17 protein-coding genes are annotated in these 22,517 nt (G+C 47.9%); 3 read left to right on the top strand and 14 right to left on the bottom strand.

The window, feature by feature from the left end:
• Nucleotides 1–208: 208 nt before the first annotated feature.
• Entirely contained in the window at nucleotides 209–2,731 is a 2,523-nt protein-coding gene (locus J3P40_RS05665) for an NACHT domain-containing protein (protein WP_256003686.1), read from the top strand.
• Nucleotides 2,732–2,783: 52 nt separating this feature from the next.
• On the opposite strand, the gene J3P40_RS05660 is transcribed toward J3P40_RS05665, so the two are convergent.
• Both J3P40_RS05660 and J3P40_RS05655 read right to left on the bottom strand, forming a co-directional pair.
• A complete protein-coding gene (locus J3P40_RS05660) occupies nucleotides 2,784–4,376 on the bottom strand; it encodes a S8 family peptidase (RefSeq protein WP_256003685.1) in 1,593 nt (530 codons plus the stop codon).
• 74 nt (nucleotides 4,377–4,450) lie between these two features.
• The gene (locus J3P40_RS05655) at nucleotides 4,451–4,888 is read right to left on the bottom strand and encodes an RrF2 family transcriptional regulator (protein ID WP_256003684.1); all 438 of its coding nucleotides are present in this window, start codon (nucleotides 4,886–4,888) and stop codon (nucleotides 4,451–4,453) included.
• Nucleotides 4,889–4,982: 94 nt separating this feature from the next.
• Here J3P40_RS05655 and J3P40_RS05650 point away from each other — a divergent pair, with 94 nt between their 5' ends.
• The gene (locus J3P40_RS05650) at nucleotides 4,983–6,302 is read left to right on the top strand and encodes a sigma-54-dependent transcriptional regulator (RefSeq protein ID WP_256003683.1); all 1,320 of its coding nucleotides are present in this window, start codon (nucleotides 4,983–4,985) and stop codon (nucleotides 6,300–6,302) included.
• 11 nt (nucleotides 6,303–6,313) lie between these two features.
• On the opposite strand, the gene J3P40_RS05645 is transcribed toward J3P40_RS05650, so the two are convergent.
• From J3P40_RS05645 to J3P40_RS05610, 8 genes are all read right to left on the bottom strand, one after another.
• Nucleotides 6,314–8,731 (bottom strand): ATP-binding protein, encoded by a 2,418-nt coding sequence (locus tag J3P40_RS05645; RefSeq protein ID WP_256003682.1) that lies wholly within the window; start codon nucleotides 8,729–8,731, stop codon nucleotides 6,314–6,316.
• On the bottom strand, nucleotides 8,731–9,708 hold the full coding sequence (locus J3P40_RS05640) for a GlxA family transcriptional regulator (protein ID WP_256003680.1): 978 nt from the start codon (nucleotides 9,706–9,708) through the stop codon (nucleotides 8,731–8,733). Before J3P40_RS05640 ends, J3P40_RS05645 begins: the two co-directional genes overlap by 1 nt.
• 5 nt (nucleotides 9,709–9,713) lie before the next feature.
• On the bottom strand, nucleotides 9,714–10,562 hold the full coding sequence (locus J3P40_RS05635) for a bifunctional helix-turn-helix domain-containing protein/methylated-DNA--[protein]-cysteine S-methyltransferase (protein ID WP_256003678.1): 849 nt from the start codon (nucleotides 10,560–10,562) through the stop codon (nucleotides 9,714–9,716).
• A gap of 107 nt (nucleotides 10,563–10,669) precedes the next feature.
• Nucleotides 10,670–11,389 carry an LOG family protein gene (locus J3P40_RS05630; RefSeq protein WP_256003676.1) on the bottom strand — a complete coding sequence of 240 codons (720 nt, stop codon included), beginning with the start codon at nucleotides 11,387–11,389 and terminating at the stop codon, nucleotides 10,670–10,672.
• 18 nt (nucleotides 11,390–11,407) lie between these two features.
• Nucleotides 11,408–12,025, bottom strand: coding sequence for a hypothetical protein (locus J3P40_RS05625; RefSeq protein ID WP_256003674.1), 618 nt, complete (start codon nucleotides 12,023–12,025; stop codon nucleotides 11,408–11,410).
• Nucleotides 12,022–12,795, bottom strand: coding sequence for a L,D-transpeptidase scaffold domain-containing protein (locus tag J3P40_RS05620; RefSeq protein WP_256003672.1), 774 nt, complete (start codon nucleotides 12,793–12,795; stop codon nucleotides 12,022–12,024). Before J3P40_RS05620 ends, J3P40_RS05625 begins: the two co-directional genes overlap by 4 nt.
• 74 nt (nucleotides 12,796–12,869) lie before the next feature.
• On the bottom strand, nucleotides 12,870–13,769 hold the full coding sequence (locus tag J3P40_RS05615; RefSeq protein WP_256003670.1) for a helix-turn-helix domain-containing protein: 900 nt from the start codon (nucleotides 13,767–13,769) through the stop codon (nucleotides 12,870–12,872).
• A 9-nt stretch (nucleotides 13,770–13,778) separates the two neighbouring features.
• Nucleotides 13,779–14,621 carry an SDR family oxidoreductase gene (locus J3P40_RS05610; protein ID WP_256003669.1) on the bottom strand — a complete coding sequence of 281 codons (843 nt, stop codon included), beginning with the start codon at nucleotides 14,619–14,621 and terminating at the stop codon, nucleotides 13,779–13,781.
• Nucleotides 14,622–14,751: 130 nt separating this feature from the next.
• On the opposite strand from J3P40_RS05610, the gene J3P40_RS05605 reads away from it, so the two are divergent.
• On the top strand, nucleotides 14,752–15,366 hold the full coding sequence (locus J3P40_RS05605; protein ID WP_256003668.1) for a TlpA family protein disulfide reductase: 615 nt from the start codon (nucleotides 14,752–14,754) through the stop codon (nucleotides 15,364–15,366).
• Here the strand turns inward: J3P40_RS05605 and J3P40_RS05600 are convergent.
• The 4 genes from J3P40_RS05600 to J3P40_RS05585 form a co-directional block, all read right to left on the bottom strand.
• Nucleotides 15,359–18,337 carry a glycosyltransferase family 117 protein gene (locus J3P40_RS05600; protein WP_256003667.1) on the bottom strand — a complete coding sequence of 993 codons (2,979 nt, stop codon included), beginning with the start codon at nucleotides 18,335–18,337 and terminating at the stop codon, nucleotides 15,359–15,361. The two genes, J3P40_RS05605 and J3P40_RS05600, sit on opposite strands and share 8 nt — an antisense overlap.
• A gap of 98 nt (nucleotides 18,338–18,435) precedes the next feature.
• A complete protein-coding gene (locus J3P40_RS05595) occupies nucleotides 18,436–19,002 on the bottom strand; it encodes a DUF4256 domain-containing protein (RefSeq protein WP_256003666.1) in 567 nt (188 codons plus the stop codon).
• A gap of 182 nt (nucleotides 19,003–19,184) precedes the next feature.
• Nucleotides 19,185–19,739, bottom strand: a complete 555-nt coding sequence (locus tag J3P40_RS05590) for a hypothetical protein (RefSeq protein WP_256003664.1) — start codon at nucleotides 19,737–19,739, stop codon at nucleotides 19,185–19,187.
• An 88-nt stretch (nucleotides 19,740–19,827) separates the two neighbouring features.
• Complete coding sequence (locus J3P40_RS05585; RefSeq protein WP_256003663.1) at nucleotides 19,828–22,068, bottom strand: GH92 family glycosyl hydrolase; 2,241 nt, start codon at nucleotides 22,066–22,068, stop codon at nucleotides 19,828–19,830.
• Between the last annotated feature and the right edge of the window lie 449 nt (nucleotides 22,069–22,517).

Below are 22,517 nucleotides of genomic sequence, written 5' to 3'. Positions count from 1 at the left end.
GCCTTCAAAGCCGTCCATTTTGTTCATTTTGTTCAATTTATACGACACAATCTTTTTACAATTTAAATTGGTATTTTTATTCATCTGTTAACCAGATAATTAATTGTAGTCACAAAGGAAGATATCAACTAATCACACGATTAAATATTTATTTCTTTCATTAAATGGGTTATATTCGGTTTATTCTTATTGAATCATCCGATATCATATGAATGAGACGCCTACCTTAAACGAGATCAAGTCCCTGATATTAGCCAAAACGGGAATCAGTATTCCTACGCCCTGCGACTGTAAACGTATTTCATTAGAAATCAGTAAGACCCTAGGAAAAAACCTGAGCGAGACCACAATAAAAAGACTTTTCGGCTTCGCCAATGCCAAACATAGTTTCTCGAAATTTACGGTGACCACCTTAGCTGAATTTGTGAGCGATCAACATGCGGCTATGACAGACAAGGGCGTACTGGCGGCAAACGATGGCTGGCAGCATGTAAGAGATAAAGCATCTGCTATTAGCAGCCTAACCGTCAAGACGTTTAAGAACCGTTCAAGCATCCCTTATGAATTAACTGTTCCGAGGAAGTTTTCCGAGGAGGACTTCGACCTATTTTTGGCATCCGAACAGAGCTATATGTGTTTTATTTCGCAGCCTGGATATGGAAAAAGCATCATACTTACGCAACTGGCCGAAAGATTTCTGACTACCCCTGCCTATGAGGGTAATCCTACCCTTTTTATAACTGCGCACAGCTTTTTTAGCGAAGGATTCGTTCCGGTAAGTCTTGGCGAACACATCAAGTCACTTCTGGGAATTCCTTCACATGAAAACCTGGCAACTTACATAACCAGGCATCTTGCCCCCACAAAGGGCAAATTCGTTATCTTCATGGATGGGTTCTCCGATCATGAGTTTACAAACGATTTAAAGACACAAGTTTTTGAAGGCCTTATAAACTTTTTGTGTACGCTGGAAAACGTTCCGCACATTAAGGTCGTCTTTGCTATGCGCTCGGCCACATGGATCCGCTTCTATAATAAGGTCAGGCATTCGTCCTACCTTAAAAAAAAGTGGTTCCAGGGAAGCTTCTATAACAGCAATGAGGTCTCCAATGTGCCATTACTTACCGGAGAGGAAGTCGACCAGCTTTTATCGAGAATAAATCTTGCAGGAAAAGCGACGATTAGTCCAGAGCTCAAAGCTCAGTTGAAGTTTCCATTCCATATACCGTTCCTATATCAGCTTAAAGACGAAGATTCTTATTTTAGTTATTTTACTTCCGTTATCTCCCATGAACTTGTGTCCCGTTTTGTATATGACAAAATTTACCTTCCGGGGGAATACACACAGAAACTTATCTTTTTCCGTAAGATAATTACTGTCACGGACTACGGAAAACTCAGTGCTGCGTTAAAAGACGAGCTGCTAGACGAAATCCGTCTGGATGTAAAGGCCTATGCCGAACTGCTTTCGGACGGCATTCTGATCGAAGAAACTGAAATAAGTGACCGGCATCCGAAAGAATATATAAGATTCGTGCACCCGCACATATTTGAATATTTTCTTTTTCTTGAATTGCTGGAAAAGTTTACCGTGTCAGATGGAAAGGCCTTCTTTGAGTTCGTATCAAAAACATATACAAATAATCAGACCAGGTTTGAACTTTATCAATGGATGATCCGGTATCTTGTCAGAAATGGAGAACTATCTTCCCTCCGGCACTTGTTTAAAACCGATTTGGACAGTTTTGAAAAAAACTATCTTATCTTGTTTATCGCAGAAAGTCTCTATTACAGAAGCAAGTCTTGCCCTGACACCTATTTACTGATAGACCAGCATGACCTCCATGACATCATGCTTAACCAGCTCATGCATTTCGATCTCGTTGATTCGATGTACAGAGAGGCCATCATTATGTTACTTCAAATAACCGAGAACCCGAAATATCTCACGGCTTACCATTCCATCTTACTTATATTCGATTTGCTTACATCAAATGTACGCCAGATTACTTTCAGGGGTAATCTGTTAGAGGGTCTTCAGCCTCAATCGTGGCCGGCTAACCCCGCGAAAGTAAGTCTCAATGCACTTGATCATATGCTAGGAAATGCCGGGGAGATCAATTTCATAGATGATCTACGGAACACCATGCCACTGCGTGATTCCGCAGAACTGACCTGGCAGGAGGGCGTTCAGTACACCCTTGCAATTATGCTTTCGCTATTCTACAGTGAGGAGGAAATGTTTAAAACGCTTAAACATCTGTTTGAGAAGCGTCGCCGGCTATTTTCGCGGAGAACCCCTTTTACCATTTTCAATATGAGTGTCTTTGCGTTGGTTAACTCCTGGCTAAGACCCGACCACCCCGATCGCTTGCCAATGGAAAAATCGAAAAAACTGGAGCGTATTCTCTTCATGCTGGATCAGGGGAAATTACGTTTCAGAATAACTAATTTCACGGCGGCAAATATTAAGCTAATGTATGCCATCAGCTTAAAGGATTCCGGACAATTCGAGGCAGCGCACCGCCTTTGTTTGGAGTGCATGGAAGTATACAAACGCAACCGGCTTAATCTAAGCTGTTTGTTTACCTACCGACTTATCATTAAGATCCTTATCGAAAAGGGGGATTTTAAGAAAGTAGAAGAGTACAACTGCGAACGGCACCGCTTTATTGAAGAAAACGGCATTTCCGGAAAGCTGCAGCCGTTCATGAATGAATCTATAAAATAGAAGCCGCTAAAGATTTAATCTTCAGCGGCTTCTCAACGATCTTTCTATTTTACTATTTATAACCCTCTGCGAGTTTTAAAGCATTGTAGGCGTTAACGATTCCACCTGTTACACACAGATCACTGAAAGGTACCGTCTTAGCACCTGAGTCGTCTGTGATGGTAACCGACTGGTCAACCTTAACTACCGACTTCATAATGATATCTTTTACCTGAACGGCTGTTAACTTAGGATAATACGAACGGATTAAAGCAGCCAGACCTGCTACTACCGGAGCGGCCATACTGGTACCGTTTAACTTTTCGTATTTTGAACCAGGTACTGTTGAGTTGATATTCACACCAGGCGCAAACACATCCACAGTGGTCTTACCGTAATTTGAGAAGCTCGCCCTAATAGTTCCGTCATTCTTCCAACCAGAGGCACCTACGGTTAACCATGAACTTGCTACGCCTCCGTCCACATATCTTGGGTCAGGAAAATTCTCCTTCTCTTCAAGATTGTTGTTGTCATTACCTGCAGCATGTACAAGCAGTACATCTTTAGAAACAGCATATTTTACAGCTTCATCTACGATGCCCTTGTCCCAGGAATACGACTTCCCAAAGCTCATATTGATCACTTTAGCACCCTTATCAACAGCATAGCGAATGGCGTTTGCCACATCCTTATCACGCTCGTCGCCGTTAGGAACAGCACGCACCACCATAATATCTACATTATCAGCTACACCCATAATGCCAAGACTGTTTGTGCGCGTTGCGCCAATAATACCGGCAACGTGCGTTCCGTGTCTTGCATCCGGGCCCTGCACCTCGGCAGTTCCATAAAAGCGTTCCTTCATGTTGTTCGGATCATCTCCAACAATAGAACGGGGATCATAATCAAGATTAAGGTTGTACTCCAGCTGGCTATGGTAGTGCTCATACCCCGGTTCGATCTGAGATTTGTAGAACTCAGCAAAGGTTTTGCCTTCCAGTTGCTGAAGCATGATGCGCTGAACATTAGCCTCCATATTATCAGCCGGCTTCAAAGCTTTAAAGTCCTCAAGCGTAGGGTTTTCTTTCCCCATCTTTTTTACTACGCCATCGATCGCATTTTTCACTGCAGAAAACTGCTCCAACCCGGCCTTCGCTTCAGCGACCTCCTGATCAAATGCAGCTTTATTTTTTAAATAAGTTTCATAAGCGGCTTTGTCTGCTGCAGGGATCTGAGAAGCATCCTTATCGCCAAACCTGGCTTTATCGCGTCTCACCAAACGGGTCAGTTCCAAAGTTTCGTTATTGATCGAGCCTTTGGCTGAACCTAAGAAACTCCAGCCTTTAACGTCATCAGTATAACCGTTTTTGTCATCATCCTTGCCGTTCCCCGCCTTTTCCTTCGGATTGACCCAGATTACCGGCTTAAGGTCTTCATGTTCAATATCCACTCCGGAATCTACCACCGCAACAGTCACTTTTTTTGACTTCTTTCCTTTCAACAATTCACTGTACGCTTTTTCGGTACTGATCCCGAATGTAGAATCAGCTTGTAAATCGAGATTCTGCCAATTCGGCTTTTGCGAAAAAGATAAAAAAGGGACGGCAACCATCAATCCAACGCCCACCAGGCCCTTACAAAAATTGTTCATCATTTTTTCAATCATAAAAATTAGTTTTTTCAAAGTTAGTCTTAAAAACGGATAAGCGCGTACGCAGCAACAGGTGATTATCACCTAATTCAACTTACAGCGATATTATCTGTCTCCCTTGCCATCACATCGGCAATAGAAGTCGAAGCAAGAACGTTAAGTGTGGCGTTTCTTACATCTATGAAAGTTTTCCGGATACCACATGTGACCTCATCATGACACTCATCACACTTACGGTAAAATTTTAAACTGGCGCAGGGCACCATAGCGATCGGCCCATCAGTAATCCTCAATATATCCGCTAAAAAGATATCCCGGGGATCCTTGTTTAAACTGTAGCCGCCACCGGCACCCTTTTTACTGTACAGATAGCCGGCATTACGCATATCGAGCAAAATCTGTTCAAGAAACTTCCGGGGAATCATCTCCTGTTCCGCAAGCCGAACAATTTGCATCGGCGGATTTCCAGTGTTCTTGCCCAGTGCCACAAGCGCCTTTATCGCATACTTTGTTTTTTTAGACAGCATATTAGCAAATTTACAAAAAGATTCAGGTATTGTAAAGGTTCTACACCTTTTAGCACGGGATTTCGTAGTTTTGTCACACATCTACCCATCCCCTATGGCAAAAACACTAATCATTGAAGATGATTTAACTTTCTCCCATATATTGGAGGGCTTCCTGACTAAAAGCGGGCATCAAGCTGTTTTATACCAGGACATTAAAACCAGTCTCCCAGCCCTGGAGCGGCAATCACCGGAGATCATCCTGCTTGACTACCGCCTTCCTGACGGCACAGGCATCGATGTGCTTTCCTACTTACGTGACAGGCAGATAGATGTCCCGGTGGTAATTATGACCAGCTTCAACGATGTACGTACAGCCGTAAAGTCTATGCAAATGGGGGCGGTCGACTATATCACAAAGCCGGTCAACCCTGATGAGTTGCTCATGGTCATCAATCATGCACTTAACAGCGGCGATACGCCCTCCAGCATTGAATTTGCTGATGCCTTGAAGGGTAAAAGCCCGAATGCTGAAAAGTTATACGAACATATAGCGCTGGTAGCCCCCACAAATATGTCGGTCATTATTCAGGGCGAAAGCGGAACGGGAAAAGAATACGCTGCGAGGGCGGTACATATGCAAAGCAGCCGTAAAGAGCATCCTTTTATTGCGATCGACTGCGGCGCTTTATCAAAAGAACTTGCAGCCAGCGAACTGTTCGGACACGTTAAAGGTGCTTTTACCGGGGCCCTTTCTGACAAGGCCGGGCAATTTCAGGCAGCCAATAAGGGGACAATTTTTCTGGACGAAATCGGCAACCTGAGTTACGAAGTGCAGATCAAATTACTGCGTGCCTTGCAGGAACGGGTGATACAGCCCGTGGGAGGCACCAGAACGATTAAAACCGATGTGCGCATCATTGCAGCCACAAACGACGATTTAAAAACAAGTGTTGCCAATGGCACCTTCCGGGAAGATCTTTACCACAGACTTAACGAATTTAAAATTCAGCTGCCGCCATTGCGTAGCCGGGGTAAGGATATTGAGTTGTTCATCGATCATTTTGTTGCGCTGGCCAACAAGGACCTGAACAGGAATGTAAAGCACATTTCGGCAGAAGCCAAAGAACTCCTCATGCGGTATGACTGGCCGGGAAATCTCAGGGAACTCAAAAACGTCATCAAACGGATGGTCCTGCTGACCCCTGGCGACACCGCAGAAGCGGGATCTTTACCAGAGGAAATGATCATTGCGATCAACCAGGACCCTAAGGCATCGGGATCAGACCTGAAAGCCATCAACGAAACGAACGAGCGGGCGATGATCGTTGAAACACTGATCAAGGTAAAGTACAATAAGTCAAAAGCCGCCAAACTGCTTAATATAGACCGCAAGACGCTCTATAGCAAGATGGAGCGCTACGAGATCGATTAAGAGATCCCGGTCTATGAAGTGATTTGCGAGGTTTTGTCACACAACCGATCAAGCCCCTGTAAAAGTGGAACGATATCCGCCTCCTTTCCTTCGGTGAGCGCGATTTCGCAACGCCTGAATTCAGCGGCCAGTTCAGCAGCTCCGATCTGAGCGGTGCGACCAGCGATCCGGTGAACAATCAACCGGACATTAGCGGTATCCCCTGCTTCTATGGCCAACCTGGCCTGCGCTATATCATTTCTTGAGTCCAGCACAAATCTCGTTAGTATCTTTCTAAGCTGCTCCTCATCGCCGTAAGTCATTTTCCGCAGCGCAGTCAGGTCGAGTTTAGGGCTATTGTCCGGCGAGCCCTGCTCTGTAAACAAAGCGATGATCTCCGATTCCCGGAAAGGCTTCATCACCAAGTGATCAAAGCCGCTGGCAAGTAACAGCTCCCTTTCGTCGGGAAGCACCTGGGCCGTTACCGCATATAGCTTTACACCGGGAGTAATCCTTTTTCTCATCTCCTTACACAGCGTTATACCGTCCATCCCCGGCATGCGAATATCGATGAACACATGTTTTACGCGCTCGTCCCAGGCTTCATTAAGCATATCCAGCGGACCGTCAAAGCGTTTATAAGGGATAAAGTGCCGTTCAAAAATGACCGAAAACAAGTCCAGTATAAGCGGGTCATCGTCTACCAGCCAGACCTTACCTTCAGAAAAAACTTTCACTTCCGGCTTGTCTGGTATTTCGACCTGTTGTGCCGCTGCCCGGAAGGTCAGATAGACGGTGAATACACTACCCGCACCAGGTCTGCTCTTTACATAGATCCGACCACCCTGCTGCTCAATGAGCGACTTAATAATACTTAGTCCCAAACCAGTCCCCATACGGTTGGCCACATGGCCGTCAACCGCGCCAGCCTGTTCAAACTCATTAAAAATGATCTGCGTCTCGGCCTCCGTCATGCCCACACCCGTATCGGCCACTACAAACGTAAAATACAAGTCGTCGTGCCGTTGCTTAAAGAACACTTTCAGCTTCACTTCCCCCTTAGGGGTGAACTTAACGGCATTACCCAGCAAATTGTACAAGATCTGTTTAAGCCGAAAGGGATCACCGTAAACAAAGCGGACCGGTTCGAGCTGGAATTCGGAAGACAGCGTAAGGCCCCGGGCATCCGATTGCAAACGCATCACCGACATGACCTCGTCGAGCAGCTTGCGCATATCAAACAAGTCGCTCGCAAAACTGAACTTACCCGAGGTGATCCGGTTATAATCCAGTATTTCATTTACAATTTGCAGCAGGTGTTCGGAAGAATGGTGGATGGCCTCTATGTCCGATTTTTTTGGTTCCTTCTCGTTACGGATCAGATCCGCATAGCCGATGATCGACTGTAAAGGCGTCCTGATCTCGTGACTCATATTCGCCAGAAAACGCTGCTTTGCCATACCGTGATACTCTGCTTCCTCTTTCGCCTTTTCGAGCTCAGCGCGATATCTTTTGCTTCGGGTAAGATCTGTTAAAATAAAATATAACAGGATAGCCATCAGGAAAACGAACACCAAAAAAATGATGCTTATTGTCCTGATACTGGTGTTCACAACGCCTTTCGCCTTAAAGCCGCTTTGCTCGATCTGACTTACCACTTCAGCCTCCACCTGGCTCAGCACATCGACCATCTGACCGATCAGTTTTTCGTTCGCCACGGCCAGTTCCGCCTCTCTGCCCAGAAAGTTAGCCTGCTGCTTTCGCTGCTGGGCGGCGATGACCTGAAGAGAACGCTCTAGATTGTGCGTGAGACTGTCTTCGGCGGATACCGCTATGGTATCACGTACCACCTTCTCCTCGCTCACAATACGGATCGGGCTATCATCGGAAGGACGTTTCCGCCCGAAAATCCGGCCAAAGAAACTCCTGGGCTTTTCGTCAGTGGGATAGACTGTAGTGGTGGAAGTCTTTTGCTCCCTGGCTAAAATGGTACTGTCGGACTGGGCATCTCTCTTATTCACCATATCGCTCACATCCCTGACCTGTTCAGAGAAGGCCTTGTCGTTCATCATAGCGGCGCGCACCCTGAGATAATTCACAAACTGCTTATCGCGTCTTGACAGTAGCTTTTTTATCGCGCTGATCCTGGACAGTTGTACGGTATCCTCCTTATACAGCACGCCGAGCGAATCAAGCGCAATCCGCAGCTCACGCGAAGCCTTAAAGCCTTTACTGTACTGTGCCGAAACATTCAGGTTGGGTAGCCGTTGAAGCTGTTCTAGTCCCCCGATCCTCCTGGATATCACGTTGACCAGCCGGAGGCGCTCACTCGGTGCAGAGATGTTTTCCACCGTTTCCAGCATTTCGTTGAAAGCTGTCCGGCTCACGCCCCATGCCAGAAAGAGTGCAAGGCAGGCTAGCAACAGGGCCGTGATGATCTTAACTCTCATCAGGCCGACATCACCCGGTTATATTTTGCCCTGTACTGGATGGGTGACAGGCCCGTCACACGCTTAAAAGTACTCCGAAAAGCTTTGGTGTCTGTATAGCCCACCTTATACATCACCTCATTGATGTTTTCTCTCGACGATTCCAGGCTCATTTTGGCTGCCTCTATCTTCACACGCTGGATATATTCTACGATCGTATTGTCCGTAGCCTTTTTAAATCTGCGTTCCAGGTTGCGGCGACCAATAGCCTGCATGGAAGCCAGTTCATCGATTGTTATTTTCTTTTGAAAATTACTTTCTATATACTCCTGAATTTTTTTGACCGGCTCATCTTCATGTCCTTTCTGACCCTGAAAAATGGTAAAAGGTAATTGGTTTTGCCTGTCCAGCTCTATAGCGAATACCTTAGCAGAAAGCACAGCGATCTCCCTCCCTGCATATTTCTCGATAAGATACAGAATCAGGTTGAGATACGAAAACGCACCACCGCTGGAATAAATGCGGTGCTCGTCGGTAATAATCTTTTGCGTTACCAGCTGCACATCAGGAAACATCTGACGGAAGGCACTTTCGGCCATCCAGTGCGTAGCGCATTTCCGGCCGCTTAGCAAACCTGTAGAAGCTAGCAGGAAAGCACCCAGACAAAGGCTGGCAACCTCCGCTCCAGCTTCGTATTGTTTTTTTATCCAGGGCAGGAAGGCCTTATTCTGATCTATGGCGTCCGACAAATCGCCGTCGACAGCAGGAATGATGATAAGGTCTGTCCGCGCCACGTCGTCGACCAAAGAATCGGTATTAACAGTAAACAGGCCGCCGCTGACCGGCGTTTCCCTGGTCAGCCCGATCAGCTCTACCTGGAATACCGGTGGCTTTCCCTGTTGTTTTGCAAATTGGTTCACCTGACTAAACAACTGCCGCGAGCCTTCCAGGCTACCCAGTATGGCACCTCTCGGAACTAAAATCGAAATGTGTTTCATAGTCCCTAATATAGCGACTTTTCTCCGAGTTGACCAGCCTCCCAGGCTAAGATCGCAAGTTTGCGGATGCCGCCCCACATATACCCTCCGGTGTCACCGCTGGCTTGTATCACCCGGTGACAGGGGATCAGGTAGGCGATTGGATTGGCGCCGATGGCTGTTCCCACGGCTCTTGACGCATTAGGATAGTCGATCTGCCGTGCCAGCGTTCCGTAGCTGCAAACTCCGCTTGCCGGTATCTTGAGCAAGGCATCCCATACCTTCAACTGGAAATCCGTACCCTTAAGGTGAAGCTTGATCTGAGGCAGCGTGGCGTCTTTATGAAATATAGCCAGCGCATTTTGCTGATGTTCATCCGAGCCTTCTCGGTACAAGGCGTTAGGAAAACGGCTTCTTAAATCTTCAAATGCAACCTGTTTATCGGAATGAAAGGCCATAAAACAAATACCTTTGGTCGTAGACGCCACAATCACCTGACCGAAGGGCGTAAAGGCATAGCTATACCTAATTTGAAGCGACTTCCCGCCCATCTTATATTCCGCAGGCGTCATGCCTTCAATGCCGACAAACAGGTCGTGCAGCCTGCCGGTGCCCGACAGACCGGTTTCTGAGGCTACGGTAAAGAGGGTGGGCCGACCGCTTGCCAGGAGCGACTTGGCATAGCCTATACTGACATACTGCAGAAACTTTTTAGGTGATGTACCGGCCCAGTCCGTAAATAGCTTTTGAAAATGGTAAGGGCTCAGGTGCACATGAGCGGCAATTTCCTCCAGTGTCGGCTGCGTCTTAAAATTGGCTTTGATAAAAGCTATAGCCGCTGCAATCCTTTCATAATTTAACGCTTGTTGCTCCATACAGATACCCGGGTTCTACATCAAATGAATACACGAATATCAGCATGATTTCTTAACTGCGAAACCCGAAACTTGCGATCTTTTCCAGCGCCAGAAAGCAAAAGTAGTTATTGCCTTTCAAACAACCAGCGGAAAGGCCTTTGCTTGTTCCGCGGCAGCAAGCCGTACGCTTTGATGCTCTTTTCCCGGATCATTTCAACGGCTTCCTGAATGTCGTCCGTAACCAGGAACATTTTAGCATCCTGTTCACTTATGGTCCCGCAACTGAGCATATGATCAATATACGATAAAAGCTCGCCGTGGTATTCCTGTCCGAGAATAATGACCGGAAAGTTTTTTATCGAGCCGGTCTGTATTAAGGTCAGCGCCTCAAAAAGCTCATCCAACGTACCATAACCGCCCGGCATCGCCACAAAAGCAAAAGAGTACTTCACAAGCAATACCTTTCTGACGAAGAAATGCTTCATCTCCACCCACTTGTCGAGATACCGGTTTGGAGCCTGCTCCATGGGCAATTTGATATTGCATCCGACACTGCGCCCGCCGACGTCCTTCGCTCCGCGATTGGCCGCCTCCATCAATCCGGGCCCGCCACCGGTCATTATGGTGAAGCCCAGTCTGGCAATCTCAGCAGAGGCTTTTTTGGTGAAATCATAATAAGGGTGATCTTCTTTAAACCTGGCCGATCCGAATACTGTTATACAGGGGCCGACAAAATGGAGTGACCTGAACCCGCGTATAAACTGAGACAAGATATTTAGTGTAAACTTGAACTCCTTCCATCTTGATTGGGGACCGTCGAGGAATACGATTTCTGATTTGTTCATGTGGTAGTTTGCTAAGGATTAGAATACCGGATAAACCCCTTCAGGAAGTACAAGCAGCGGAATGTTGGTCAGCGGCGCAAGCGCTCTGCAAAATCCCTCGCCTACAGATGCCGAATCATTGGTGCTGCGGTGCGTCATGATCAGGATGTCGACCAGTCCAAATTCACTGTACCAATCGAGCCCCTGGGCTACGCTGACAGCAGAGACCTGCCGAAAATAGATGCGATCGTAATTGATCTTGCAGGTGACTTCATTTAAAAAATCTGCACCATGCTTGCGCGACTTTACAGCCTCCCTTTCATCCCCTGTAATATATACAATCACGAGATCTGCATTAAACCGTCGGGCAAAGCTGGCGGCCGACTGAACCGCATGGATATCTGCACTTAAAAAATCTACGGCAAGGGCGATTCGACGTACAGGCCGGTACTTAAAGCCATCGGGCACAACGAGATAAGGGGTATCCAGCACAGTATCTGGCTCCACAACGGTTAACATCACGTCAGACCGGCCGTTCTCTGCTAAATTATCCCGAACTTCTACCTTTGCGCTTAATGGCTCGGCCAGCGAGTGTGCATAACTAAGCAGATTAGCGTTTGACGCAGTTCCTGCCTCCGAAACAACGATCTTTTTCATTTAAACATCAATTTTTCAAGCTTCTCATCCAACTTATCCGGATCGTCAAAAAACACCGGCACACCATCCTTAACGGCACAGGTCTGGTACGCAACGTGATTCCATTTTGCACGTTCCATATTCATGGCAATCTTTCGTACCTCGCCCTCAGGGAACTCGTAGCAGTCGCCCGTATATTGGCCATTCATCAGGCGCATATGTGCCTGCAACTGCCTGTACGCAGCAGTTTTAGGCTGAACGTTCAGAATAGCTGCACGAAAATCCCTTCCTGCCAAAGCCCCTCGCAAAATTACAGTGGCATCGAAGCCTTTGACGGGGGCCTTGTCGAGCAAAGCTGAAGAATAATCAGGATTAAACTTTCCGAAATGAAGATGATTGATAAATGTAATCAGTGCATCGCTGAGGAGCAGGTCGAACTCCAGACGTTGAGCTTCGCCAGTCTTGCCTTTCATTTCCTGCACCGCCTTTAACCGCTCAAAAGAAAGCTTATCGTTATGGTAGTCGCCCGGTTGAAGACCATATTGAATTACACAATCGAGCAAGAGCAGTGCATCATATACCTGGGTCAGCTTCTTTTGATCGCGGCTGAGCCAGACGAGCTTGCCACCTGAAGCATCATAAAAGCGCTTCAGCGCTAGTGGATAATAGGCATCGGGGAAAGACCGGGCCGACTTAAACCGTATGCGTCCCGGATCCTTCACGGGACTGTCCTGAGCAAATGTCCCGAACCAGAGAGCACCCAGAAAAACAGTGAGCAGTAAACTTTTCATATCAAGGTTTGATATTCAAAGTTGCCCCTAAATGCCATGAAGAAACGTGACCACCGTCACATAATGTGATGATACTACACCCGGAAAGCGCTGGGTGTTAAGCTGGTCTGCCTCTTAAAGAAGTTGGTAAAATGTGCCGGCTGTTCAAAGCCCAGGGTAAAACTGATCTCCGAAATATTCCAGTCGGTATGCTTAAGCAGCGCAATAGCTTCTGTTACCACACGTTCGGCAATATGCGAGGTCGTGGTTTTGCCTGTCACTGCTTTGATCGCCCTGTTCAGGTGATTGGGATGCAGGTTAAGTTTCTCTGCAAAATCCTTGGCCGATCGCAACTGGAAGTGCTGCGACCGCGACTCTATCGGAAACTGCCTTTCCAGGAGCTCGGTGAAGACCGCCGCAATGCGGGCATTGGCGTCGGTATGCTTATAGAGCGTTTCCGAGGGCTGCAGCTTTAAGGCGCCGTGGATAATCTCCATGATATATGTGCGGATCAGATCTGATTTGAACACGTAATCGGATTGCATCTCCTCAACCATTTTATCGAAGATACGGGCGAATGCCTCATCCTGCTCGCTGTTCAGTACATAGGCTGGCTTACAGCCGGGTGCATACATAGGCAGGTCTTTAATGCCACTGCGGAGATGACCTGTAAAAAAGGCGTCTTTGAAAATACAGAAATATCCTTCCTGCGTTTCGGTAAGCGGCTGAAAGGTGTAAGGTATCTGCGGATTAAAGAAGATCAGCGTACTTCCCGACACCTGCAAGGTCTTATCGCCATAATGATAAAGATGCGTGCCGCGCAGTAAAGCAATTTTGTAAAAGTCCCGGCGACTGTATTGCACAGGTGGTTTGCCGGGACCAGAACAATCTTCCATTTTAAAGACATTAAAGTGGCCAAGATCGGCATTAATGCCTTCGTAGTTGATGCCGAACTTGACCCGATAAAAATCTTCCAGAGTTTCAGTGGATTTCATAAAGCTAATTTAGTCAAAAGCTGTCTGAGTTGCCAGATGACGCACAGATTCCATGTCTTTTTGCACCATCGCTATCTTGCCTTCTGCAGTTTCATAGGCGTCTGCCCCAAGGAACAGATGCAGAACCGGCTCATCCTGAAGTGCAACCTCCATTAAAACTGCCGCTGCCTTTTCAGGATCATTGGGCTGATTGCGATTTATTGTCTCCTGATGCAGGACCTGCATTTGTCTGACGTTTTCGTACGCGTCAATCTGCGTTTTCGGAGCCACAAGCGAATCGCTTTCAAGAAAGTTGGTACGGAAATAACCGGGCATAACCAGGGTAACGTTGATACCGAAAGGCTTTACTTCCTGATACAAGGATTCTGTGAAGCCGTTGACCGCAAACTTCGTGGCACAATAAATACCAAAGGCAGGATAGCCGCCCGAAAAACCTCCGATCGAGGAAATATTAAATATCTGACCGTTCTGTTGTTCCCTGAAGTGCGGAAGTATGGCGCGGATCACGTTGAGTGAGCCAAACACGTTCACATCAAAATTCTTTCTCGCTTCCTCGTCGGTGAGTTCCTCCAGTCCGCCCATCAATCCGTAGCCGGCATTGTTGACCACCACATCGATAGTTCCAAACCGCTCGCGGGCGTCTGCTACCGCGCGCTGCACATCGGCCTCGTTTAGCAAATCCATGCTCAGCGGTAAAAAGTTTTCCGTATCGGCATTCACCGCTTTTCTTAGGGCGTCGACTGTTCTTGAGGTAGCTGCTACCTGATAACCATGTGCCAGTAGTCTTTTGACAAGGGTTAAACCCAGACCTTTAGAAGCACCTGTAACGAACCATGTTTTTCTTGTTTTCATAATGATTTAAATTTATGATACAAAGATGCTTGCGCCGGCAAGGGCGGCGTTATCCCTGTTCAAACAGATCCTTGCAAAATTCAAACAATCCTCTCATTTTTAATCACCATCTTTACCTAAAAACCATTTTATGCTTGCAGAGATTCCGACAAAAGACAAAAAGACCTGGTTTTCTTTTTCCAACCTTAGCACGGTGCTGCTGATCGGTTTAGCGGTATCCATGTTCGTTTTCCCCGATGTCAAATCCGTACTGCTAAGGGGTTTAATGGCGGTGGGCCTCTTTCAGCCCGAGATGCCGGCTGTTAAACATAGCGCAGCGTCGACGCAGAACGTAATATTTAAAGATGCGTCGGGGCGCAGTATAAGTACGGGCGACTTAAAAGGAAAGGTGGTGTTTATTAATTTCTGGGCGACCTGGTGCCCGCCCTGCCGCGCAGAGATGCCGGGCATAAACAAGCTGTACAACAATTACAAAAGCAAGCCAGACCTGGTCTTCATTATGGCAGATGCCGATGGCAAGCCGGAGGCTGCACTTGCCTATATGAAGAAAAAAGGATTTGAACTCCCAGTGCATACGATAGCCAGCGACATCCCCGACACCATGTTTTCAGGATCGCTTCCCACTACGGTGATCCTGAATAAATCAGGTCAGATCGTATACAGAGGCGTAGGCGCGGCCGACTACGGCAACCAGAAAGTGGCCGACTTCCTTGACCACCTGCTATCGGGCGGCCAGTCTAAATAAAGGTGGCCTTTTGCTTTTCAAAACGATCTTTTACATAATTGCTTAGTTCAGTTTTTCCAAAGGCGGCGGTCAGCAACTGCAATTTATTCAGCACAAATAAGCCTGCCCGGATATCACGCTCATAATACAGGAAGCGGTCTGAGCCTAAGGAACCGAAATAAGCCAGTTCAGCGTTCAGAAAGTCGGCCGTTTGCTTTACCAGCTGATCTGCCGCATTCGCGTTATGAGTCAGATACAAATGCTCAGCCGTTTGGAGCCTGACCAGCGTATCATCAATGCTATATATTTTAAGTGGCAGTTCCTTTACACTTTTCAGCATAAGGTTGCGCGCCATGTGCGACTTGTTTTCCGTGAGCAGGTTGGCCGACAAGGTATTTACGATCAGCCAAGTGCCCTTGGCTATGCGTCTGCTCTCCGGATCCAGGTACCGCGCCGTTTTATATCCGCGCTGATCAAAGCGGTTCATCACATTGTGGTACATCACATCTGAATTGGTCACCTCCGTTTTTGAACGGTCGTCGCCGGCCGATCGCTTCAATGGCAGTAAGCGATGGGCAAAACCCTCCAGGTACAAGTATTTGTCGAGCCCCACATAGGTCTCCTCTCCTACCGTACTCGCAAAATACACCGGCCGCTTCCAGTTGTTCGTTGCCAGCAAATCAAAGATAACCAGATCTGCTTTGCCGACTGCGTTCCGGTTGAATTCCCATTCCATTCTGGGCGCAATCTTATCTTTATCCTTTTCAGCTACAGTGCCCGTTTGTATCACCTGAGCGGCGTCGACCGCAATCTTCAGCTTCCTGGTCGGAAGAAAATTCTCGTAACTCCCATCATTCATAGGCAGCTTATCTTCGTTGTTGTCAGAGGTAAGCACCGACAGGAGTTCGCCCAGTTCAACGCTGTCCTGGATCCCGTAATCTACATAGCGCATGAAATCCCTCCGACCCTGCACATATTTGCTTTCGTCCATGCTGACCGGCAGCGGGGCCGACTTACCCATTGGTCGCTTTAACTGATCTATGTAGTCGTCGCTCGACAAATACTGGTAATTAACGACCCTTACATCGGTCCGGAAGCCTTCCACCTGCTGCACATACCATAAGGGAAAAGTATCGTTATCGGCATTGGTGATCAGTATGGCATTTGGAGCGCAGGAATTAAGATAGTTTTTGGCCCATTCCAGAGCCGTGGTTTTACCCGAGCGATTATGATCGTCCCAACCCTCAAAGCCCATAATTACCGGCCCGGCCAGTAAGCCTGTCACCGTAGCGGCAACCAAGGCCAGCGAAGGCTTGGAAACCCGCTGAAGCATAGCCTTGATCGCAGGTATAGCAAATCCGATCAGGATAGCAAAAGCGTAGAAAGACCCCACATAAGCATAGTCGCGCTCCCGCACCTGCATCGGATCCTGGTTGAGATATAAAATGATGGCGGGACCGGTCATAAAGAAAAAGGCCAGGACGACAAGCGCATCGCGCCTGCTCCGTTTAAACATGAATACCAGTCCCACAACACCTAGCACAAGCGGCAAGGCATAAAACCGGTTATAACCCTCGTTCTGCGTAATACTCGGCGGAAGATTCTGCTGTTTCTCCAAACGCATATTGTCGAGCCACTTGATGCCGCTGAGCCAGTTGCCCTCCATCTTACCGGCGTAGCCCTGCACATCGTTTTGCCGGCCCGCAAAATTCCAGAAGAAATAGCGCCAGTACATAAAATCAAGCTGATACGTGAAAAAGAACTTCAAGTTCTTCATGAACGAAGGTGTTTCGCCCTCTGCCAGCCTCATCCATTGCTGGTAAAACTGGATATGGTGCGGTTTGCTGCTGTACACCCGAGGAAAAAACATATTCTCGCCATACACGTAGTCCAGCTTTTCTCCGGCGACCTCATATTTATCCTTGCCTCTGCGGTATTCAACGCCCGTTTCTTTCACGTCGACAGGCTGAGCGTCGAAGGTTGGTCCGAACAGCAGCGGCCTGCTGCCGTAGTTGGTGCGACCAAGATAATTGTATAAGCCGTAAGCATTATCGGGATCAGAAAGGTTCAGGTCCGGCTTGGCATTGGCCCGGATAATGATCAGCGCGTATGCGCTAAATCCGAAATACAGGAAGGTAAGGCAGGTAACGCCCAGATTAAGTACATACTTTTTGTGTCTGACGCTGTACATGATCGCCGCAACTAAACCTGCAGAAAGGAGCAGCAGAAAGAACAATACACCAGAACCGAAACCAAAATTAAGTTGGTTTACGAAGAACATGTCGAATTTTGCGGCTACTAGAACCGTGTACTGGATTACCACATACTGAACCAGCACCCAAAGCAGGGCAGATAGACCAATCGCTTTCAACAGGCCGAAAGGCGTAGCACGGGCAGTTTTTTTGAAATAGCCGATAAGCACTACAGCAGGGATAACGAGCAGACTAAGCAAATGCACACCTATAGACAATCCGACAATGAAGGCGATGAGCACGAGCCAACGGTCGTCATTTTTCCGCTCCCACATCAGGGCCGACCAAAACACGATGGCCGTAAACAGAATAGAAAGGGAATACACTTCAGCCTCTGCGGCAGAGAACCAGAACGTATCAGAAAAGGTTAGCGCCAGCGCACCTGTTATGCCCGCTGCTATGGCGACAAAAGATTCTGACTTGTAAACCCTGGCCACGAGCAGCACTATGGTCCAGTACAAAAACATTACCGTAGACGCACTAAACAAAGCAGAGGAAAAGTTGATCCAATACGCCACCTTGTCCGGTTCACCTGCAGCCAGCAGCGAGAACATCTTTCCGATCATGAGAAAAAGCGGTGCACCCGGCTGGTGACCAATCTGAAGTTTGTCGGCCGCAGCGATAAACTCACCGCAATCCCAGAAACTTACCGTAGGCTCCATCGTGAGCCAGTAGATGGTAAGCGAAAAAAGAAACACAGCCCAGCCCGTGAGGTTGTTAAGCTTTTTAAATCCGTTCATCGTTTTGTTTTTGGTAAACTAAAAGTAATTACAAAAACCAAGCGATTTGAAAATTTAACATTTATTCACATTTCAAGACGGTGATACCCATCAGGTTATCAGACCCTCAGCGAACCCCGGAAGCCCCTTGCCCCGTAGTAAGATTCTGCCCCGTTGTGGTATACGAACACCGTTCCATACCGGTAATCAGCAAAGATAGCCCCGCCCAGTTTCCTGATCTCCTCTGGCGTGCGGATCCAGCTGGATGTTTTGGTGTCGAACTTCCCTTTTTGCTGCAGTTCCCGGTATTGCTGTTCGGTCAGTATCTCTATGCCCATCTGCCTGGACATGCCCAGGGCACTATTGGCCGGCTTGTGCTCCTTCCGCGATTCCAGCGCCTCAGGATCGTAGCATATGCTTCGCCGTCCTTTAGGGCTCTCTGCTACGCAATCAAAAAAGATATATTCCCCCGTTTTTTCGTCATATCCCACCACGTCAGGTTCGCCGCCGGTAACTTCCATTTCATCGAGTATCCACAACTTCTCAGGAGCGGCGAGGAGTTTCGCCTGTACGTCGGCCCATTTTAATCCTTCATGACGGCCCATGTTTTTCTCAAACCTTTCCTTAAGTATGGCCAGCAACTCTTCCTGGCGTTCTGATGGCAGCTTTTTTTCGGTATTGCTCATAGTATTTATTCCTTTTCTAAGCGCAAAGTAGTGAAAAAACAGCTAAGCTATGCTAGCCGGATACCACCCCGATCCTGGTCGGAAGCTAAGCGCTTCAACCCGGGCAACATCCGGGTAGCAACCGGGCAGTATCCGGGTAGTATCCGGGCAGCAAGCAATAGCAGAGGCCAGACAGCTCCCCCTCAACAGCCGTTGTTTTTGCTCGGATCAGCTTTAAAAAGCACCTTATTGTCTTTTTCGATATAGTCGCCCGATATGATCAGATAGGGATGATTAGGCGAATAGCCTGCACTGCGACTTCTCAAAGTAATTTTGTCGTTAACTTTCAGGCTTTTTAACCGCTGAAAATCCTTAGGAATAAACTGCATCATGTACTCCTCGTCCTCGATGCGGACAATGAGCCATTTTGGTGATGGTTGTGCGTAGGTACGCTGAAAAGTAACAGAGGTTACCACAGCCTCCATATTGGAAAAATCCTTTATGTGCTTTCTTATTTTATCATGACTGGCATGTATTTTCCGACCCGCCGGAGAGTTCTCCCATTCCTTGAACTTTATGCCGTCGGGAGTAGCCTCCCAGGCTTTTCTGGCATCCCGGGCAGCTTTCTTTTCGGCATTCGATAAGGGCCTTGGCGAGCGCTCATTTTCGTTTTTAATTTCGCGGTTTGCGAATACCAGTCCGCCGGCCACAACCAGCAACAAGATCAGCGCGTAGCTGACATTTCTTTTATTTTTCATAACCATTCAAATTGATTTCACCAAATCTACTTTGGTGATTTTCAAGATGAAGGGTCTGGATTGTAAATAAAAATGTAAACTTTGTAAATTATAATGCCGACATAGACGGCGCTGCATCTCCCGGCTTGCTGCCCCAGTTTTTATTAGGCCGCGGACCCATCACCAACACCATTCTTCCACCTTTTATCAGGTCGGCGTTGTCAACCCAGGGCTTATTTAAGGCGGTGCCGTTCAGGGTGGCTGACTGGATGTACTTATTTTGTTTGGATACATTCCTGGCCTCTATGACGAAGCTTTTGCCCCCGCCTACGTTGATCGTGGTTTCGTTGAACAATGGGCTGCCGATATCAAACACCGTACTACCCGGATTCTGGGGATAGATGCCTATGGAATTCAGCACATACCAGCTTGAAGTTGCACCCCCGTCTTCATCGCCGCTGATGCCATGCGGAGTGATGTCAAACCATAGGTCCATAAGCATGCGTACCCGGCTCTGCGTTTTCCAGGGCTGACCGGAATAGTTATACATATACGGAATATGGTAGACCGGTTCATTGCCCTGCGAGTACATCCCCACCAGGCCCGTCATGTCGGGAAACTGCCCCAGAAAGGCCAGCTTATCGGCAGGACGGTGACCCACGATGAACAGGGAGTCCAGCTTCCGATTGAAATTATCGTTACCACCCATCAGGTTAATCAAACCCTGAACGTCGTGCTGCACGTGCCAGGTATAGGTCCAGGAATTACCTTCGGCAAAGTAACCTTCACCAGCAAAACCGCCTGAAAAGATTGGATCGAAGGGCGCTACCCATTTACCATCGGCCGATTTCGGTGCCATCATCCCGATAGCAGGATTAAACACATTGCGGTAATTGCCCGCCCGTTTCATGAACAATTCATAGTCGGCCGTTTTACCCAAAAGCTTAGCCATTTGCGCCAGGCACCAATCGTCGTACGCGTGCTCCAGTGTCACCGAAACCGACTGCCGGCGGTGCCAGCCATCTACCTCTTTCACGGTTTCCTCTACGCCCACCTCGGGCAACCACCGCACCTGGTAAGGCAGGCGACTGTATTTATCGACCTCGTCCTTCTTGCCTGCATCGGCGCGCACAGGCAGCGCCGGGTAAAAACCCTTATCGAAATAACATTGCTCCAGCTCGGTGATCGGTGCCTGCCCGCCATCTTTCCAGGGGATCATGGTAGCCTCCATATGATTTTTGCGCATGCCCGCATAAGCCTTCTCCACATCGAAACCGCGCAGGCCTTTGCGGTAAGCCTCTACAATTACGGAGGTAGAATGATGCCCGATCATAGCGCCAGAGCTGGTAAGCCAGCCACTGGTTTCATATGCCCGGATAAAGTTGTTGATCGCTTTCACCGTTTCCTGCGGCCTGATCAGGTTCTGCAATGCATAAGCACTGCGGTATGTATCCCACACATTGCCCATGCGCAATACCATGGTGCGGTATAAGGTGCTGTAAAAGATGCCGCGCTGCCGCTCGGAGCCGCCTTTAATGTTAATGAGATTAAGCTCCGCATTCCAGCGTTCCTTTAACTTGTTTTTAACCTGATCAAACGTCGATTTGCCGATCTCTTTATCGAGGGTAGCCTTAGCATCATCCTCGCTAACATTGGATATACCTACCCTGAACTCGACCGTTTGCGGTTGCGCGGAAGCGGCCCAGTGAAAGTAACCGGTATTTCCACTGTTGCCGGGCTGATTACCCGATGGATTAGCCGGCTTACTGACCTCAGCGTGAAAATACCTCTTTTCCTGCGGGCCACCGCGGCGACCAGAAGGCACGTTGCCCTTGAGTATACTTTGCGTACCCGATAGGCTTGAGTTGCCCGGCACCGACAACACCAGCGAAGTGGCCTGGTTGGCCGGAATGGTAAACCTGAATATGGCCGCGTTGTCCGTCATCGTATATTCCGTGTTGACATTCGGATCTTCCAGCAAGACCTGGTAGTAATATGGCGTAGCCGTTTCCAGATCATGATCGAACCGCGAAGGCCGGGAATTTGGATCAAGCGCATCTCCTTTAGCGATCATCAGGGTACCGAAACCCAAGGGAAAGCCCATGATCTTATCACTCAGATAAAAATCTTCGATAGCAGGATTAAAAGCCGGAAAAATACTCATGTTGCCCCCCGGCGCCTTAATAACCGGTTGCGTACTGCGCGTTTTAGGGTTAATGCTGCCGATGTAGAGGTCGACATAATCGGCCGGTGCTTTTGATGGCTGCTGTGCAGTTGCGGTATTTTTCTGCTGCGCGAATACAGCAGATCCCAGCATACAGAATGCTACTAAGGTAAGTCTTGCGTTCATAACGGTGTTTTAAAACAATCGCTTCAGAAAAGCGGCTAAGTATTTGGTTTACTACTTAAAACTATGAAGAGAAAACCAGATTCGATTGCTGGCTAAGTAAAGGTTTTGATACATTCAACAAGGATCCTGTTGTTCGGGTGATTCGGGCTTAATCAGGGCTTTCTACGTACTTTCTTCGGGAAACCGGGTACTTTTCCCGAAGAAAGTACGGTCTAAGCCCGAAGAATGACCGAACACGGGGACCGTGGGGTAGCCGGAATGTGTGTGTGTGTGGCAGTCGCCGTCCACTACACTTGAAGGCTTAACTAGGATTCGATATTCGATTCCAATTATACGGTCCAACTAGTGATCAGCTAGGCCCCTGTTAGGATTTGCGTAGGAGGTCTAGCCCTTGCGGAACCTTACTATCGCATTTGAACTTCTTGGGATTTTGCAGACATCTCTTACAC

Origin of the sequence: Pedobacter deserti (genome assembly GCF_024436415.1) — a bacterium.
Classification (GTDB): Bacteria; Bacteroidota; Bacteroidia; order Sphingobacteriales; family Sphingobacteriaceae; genus Pedobacter; species Pedobacter faecalis.
This window is presented reverse-complemented; position numbering and strand designations above follow the sequence as displayed.

Excerpts from the sequence above, each read along its gene's own strand:
- J3P40_RS05650 (WP_256003683.1), top strand. The coding sequence starts at position 4,983 with ATGGCAAAAACACTAATCATTGAAGATGATTTAACTTTCTCCCATATA.
- J3P40_RS05645 (WP_256003682.1), bottom strand. The coding sequence starts at position 8,731 with ATGAGAGTTAAGATCATCACGGCCCTGTTGCTAGCCTGCCTTGCACTC.
- J3P40_RS05665 (WP_256003686.1), top strand. The coding sequence starts at position 209 with ATGAATGAGACGCCTACCTTAAACGAGATCAAGTCCCTGATATTAGCC.
- J3P40_RS05640 (WP_256003680.1), bottom strand. The coding sequence starts at position 9,708 with ATGAAACACATTTCGATTTTAGTTCCGAGAGGTGCCATACTGGGTAGC.
- J3P40_RS05630 (WP_256003676.1), bottom strand. The coding sequence starts at position 11,389 with ATGAACAAATCAGAAATCGTATTCCTCGACGGTCCCCAATCAAGATGG.
- J3P40_RS05620 (WP_256003672.1), bottom strand. The coding sequence starts at position 12,795 with ATGAAAAGTTTACTGCTCACTGTTTTTCTGGGTGCTCTCTGGTTCGGG.
- J3P40_RS05660 (WP_256003685.1), bottom strand. The coding sequence starts at position 4,376 with ATGATTGAAAAAATGATGAACAATTTTTGTAAGGGCCTGGTGGGCGTT.
- J3P40_RS05585 (WP_256003663.1), bottom strand. The coding sequence starts at position 22,068 with ATGAACGCAAGACTTACCTTAGTAGCATTCTGTATGCTGGGATCTGCT.
- J3P40_RS05605 (WP_256003668.1), top strand. The coding sequence starts at position 14,752 with ATGCTTGCAGAGATTCCGACAAAAGACAAAAAGACCTGGTTTTCTTTT.
- J3P40_RS05610 (WP_256003669.1), bottom strand. The coding sequence starts at position 14,621 with ATGAAAACAAGAAAAACATGGTTCGTTACAGGTGCTTCTAAAGGTCTG.
- J3P40_RS05595 (WP_256003666.1), bottom strand. The coding sequence starts at position 19,002 with ATGAGCAATACCGAAAAAAAGCTGCCATCAGAACGCCAGGAAGAGTTG.
- J3P40_RS05655 (WP_256003684.1), bottom strand. The coding sequence starts at position 4,888 with ATGCTGTCTAAAAAAACAAAGTATGCGATAAAGGCGCTTGTGGCACTG.
- J3P40_RS05625 (WP_256003674.1), bottom strand. The coding sequence starts at position 12,025 with ATGAAAAAGATCGTTGTTTCGGAGGCAGGAACTGCGTCAAACGCTAAT.
- J3P40_RS05635 (WP_256003678.1), bottom strand. The coding sequence starts at position 10,562 with ATGGAGCAACAAGCGTTAAATTATGAAAGGATTGCAGCGGCTATAGCT.
- J3P40_RS05615 (WP_256003670.1), bottom strand. The coding sequence starts at position 13,769 with ATGAAATCCACTGAAACTCTGGAAGATTTTTATCGGGTCAAGTTCGGC.
- J3P40_RS05590 (WP_256003664.1), bottom strand. The coding sequence starts at position 19,739 with ATGAAAAATAAAAGAAATGTCAGCTACGCGCTGATCTTGTTGCTGGTT.
- J3P40_RS05600 (WP_256003667.1), bottom strand. The coding sequence starts at position 18,337 with ATGAACGGATTTAAAAAGCTTAACAACCTCACGGGCTGGGCTGTGTTT.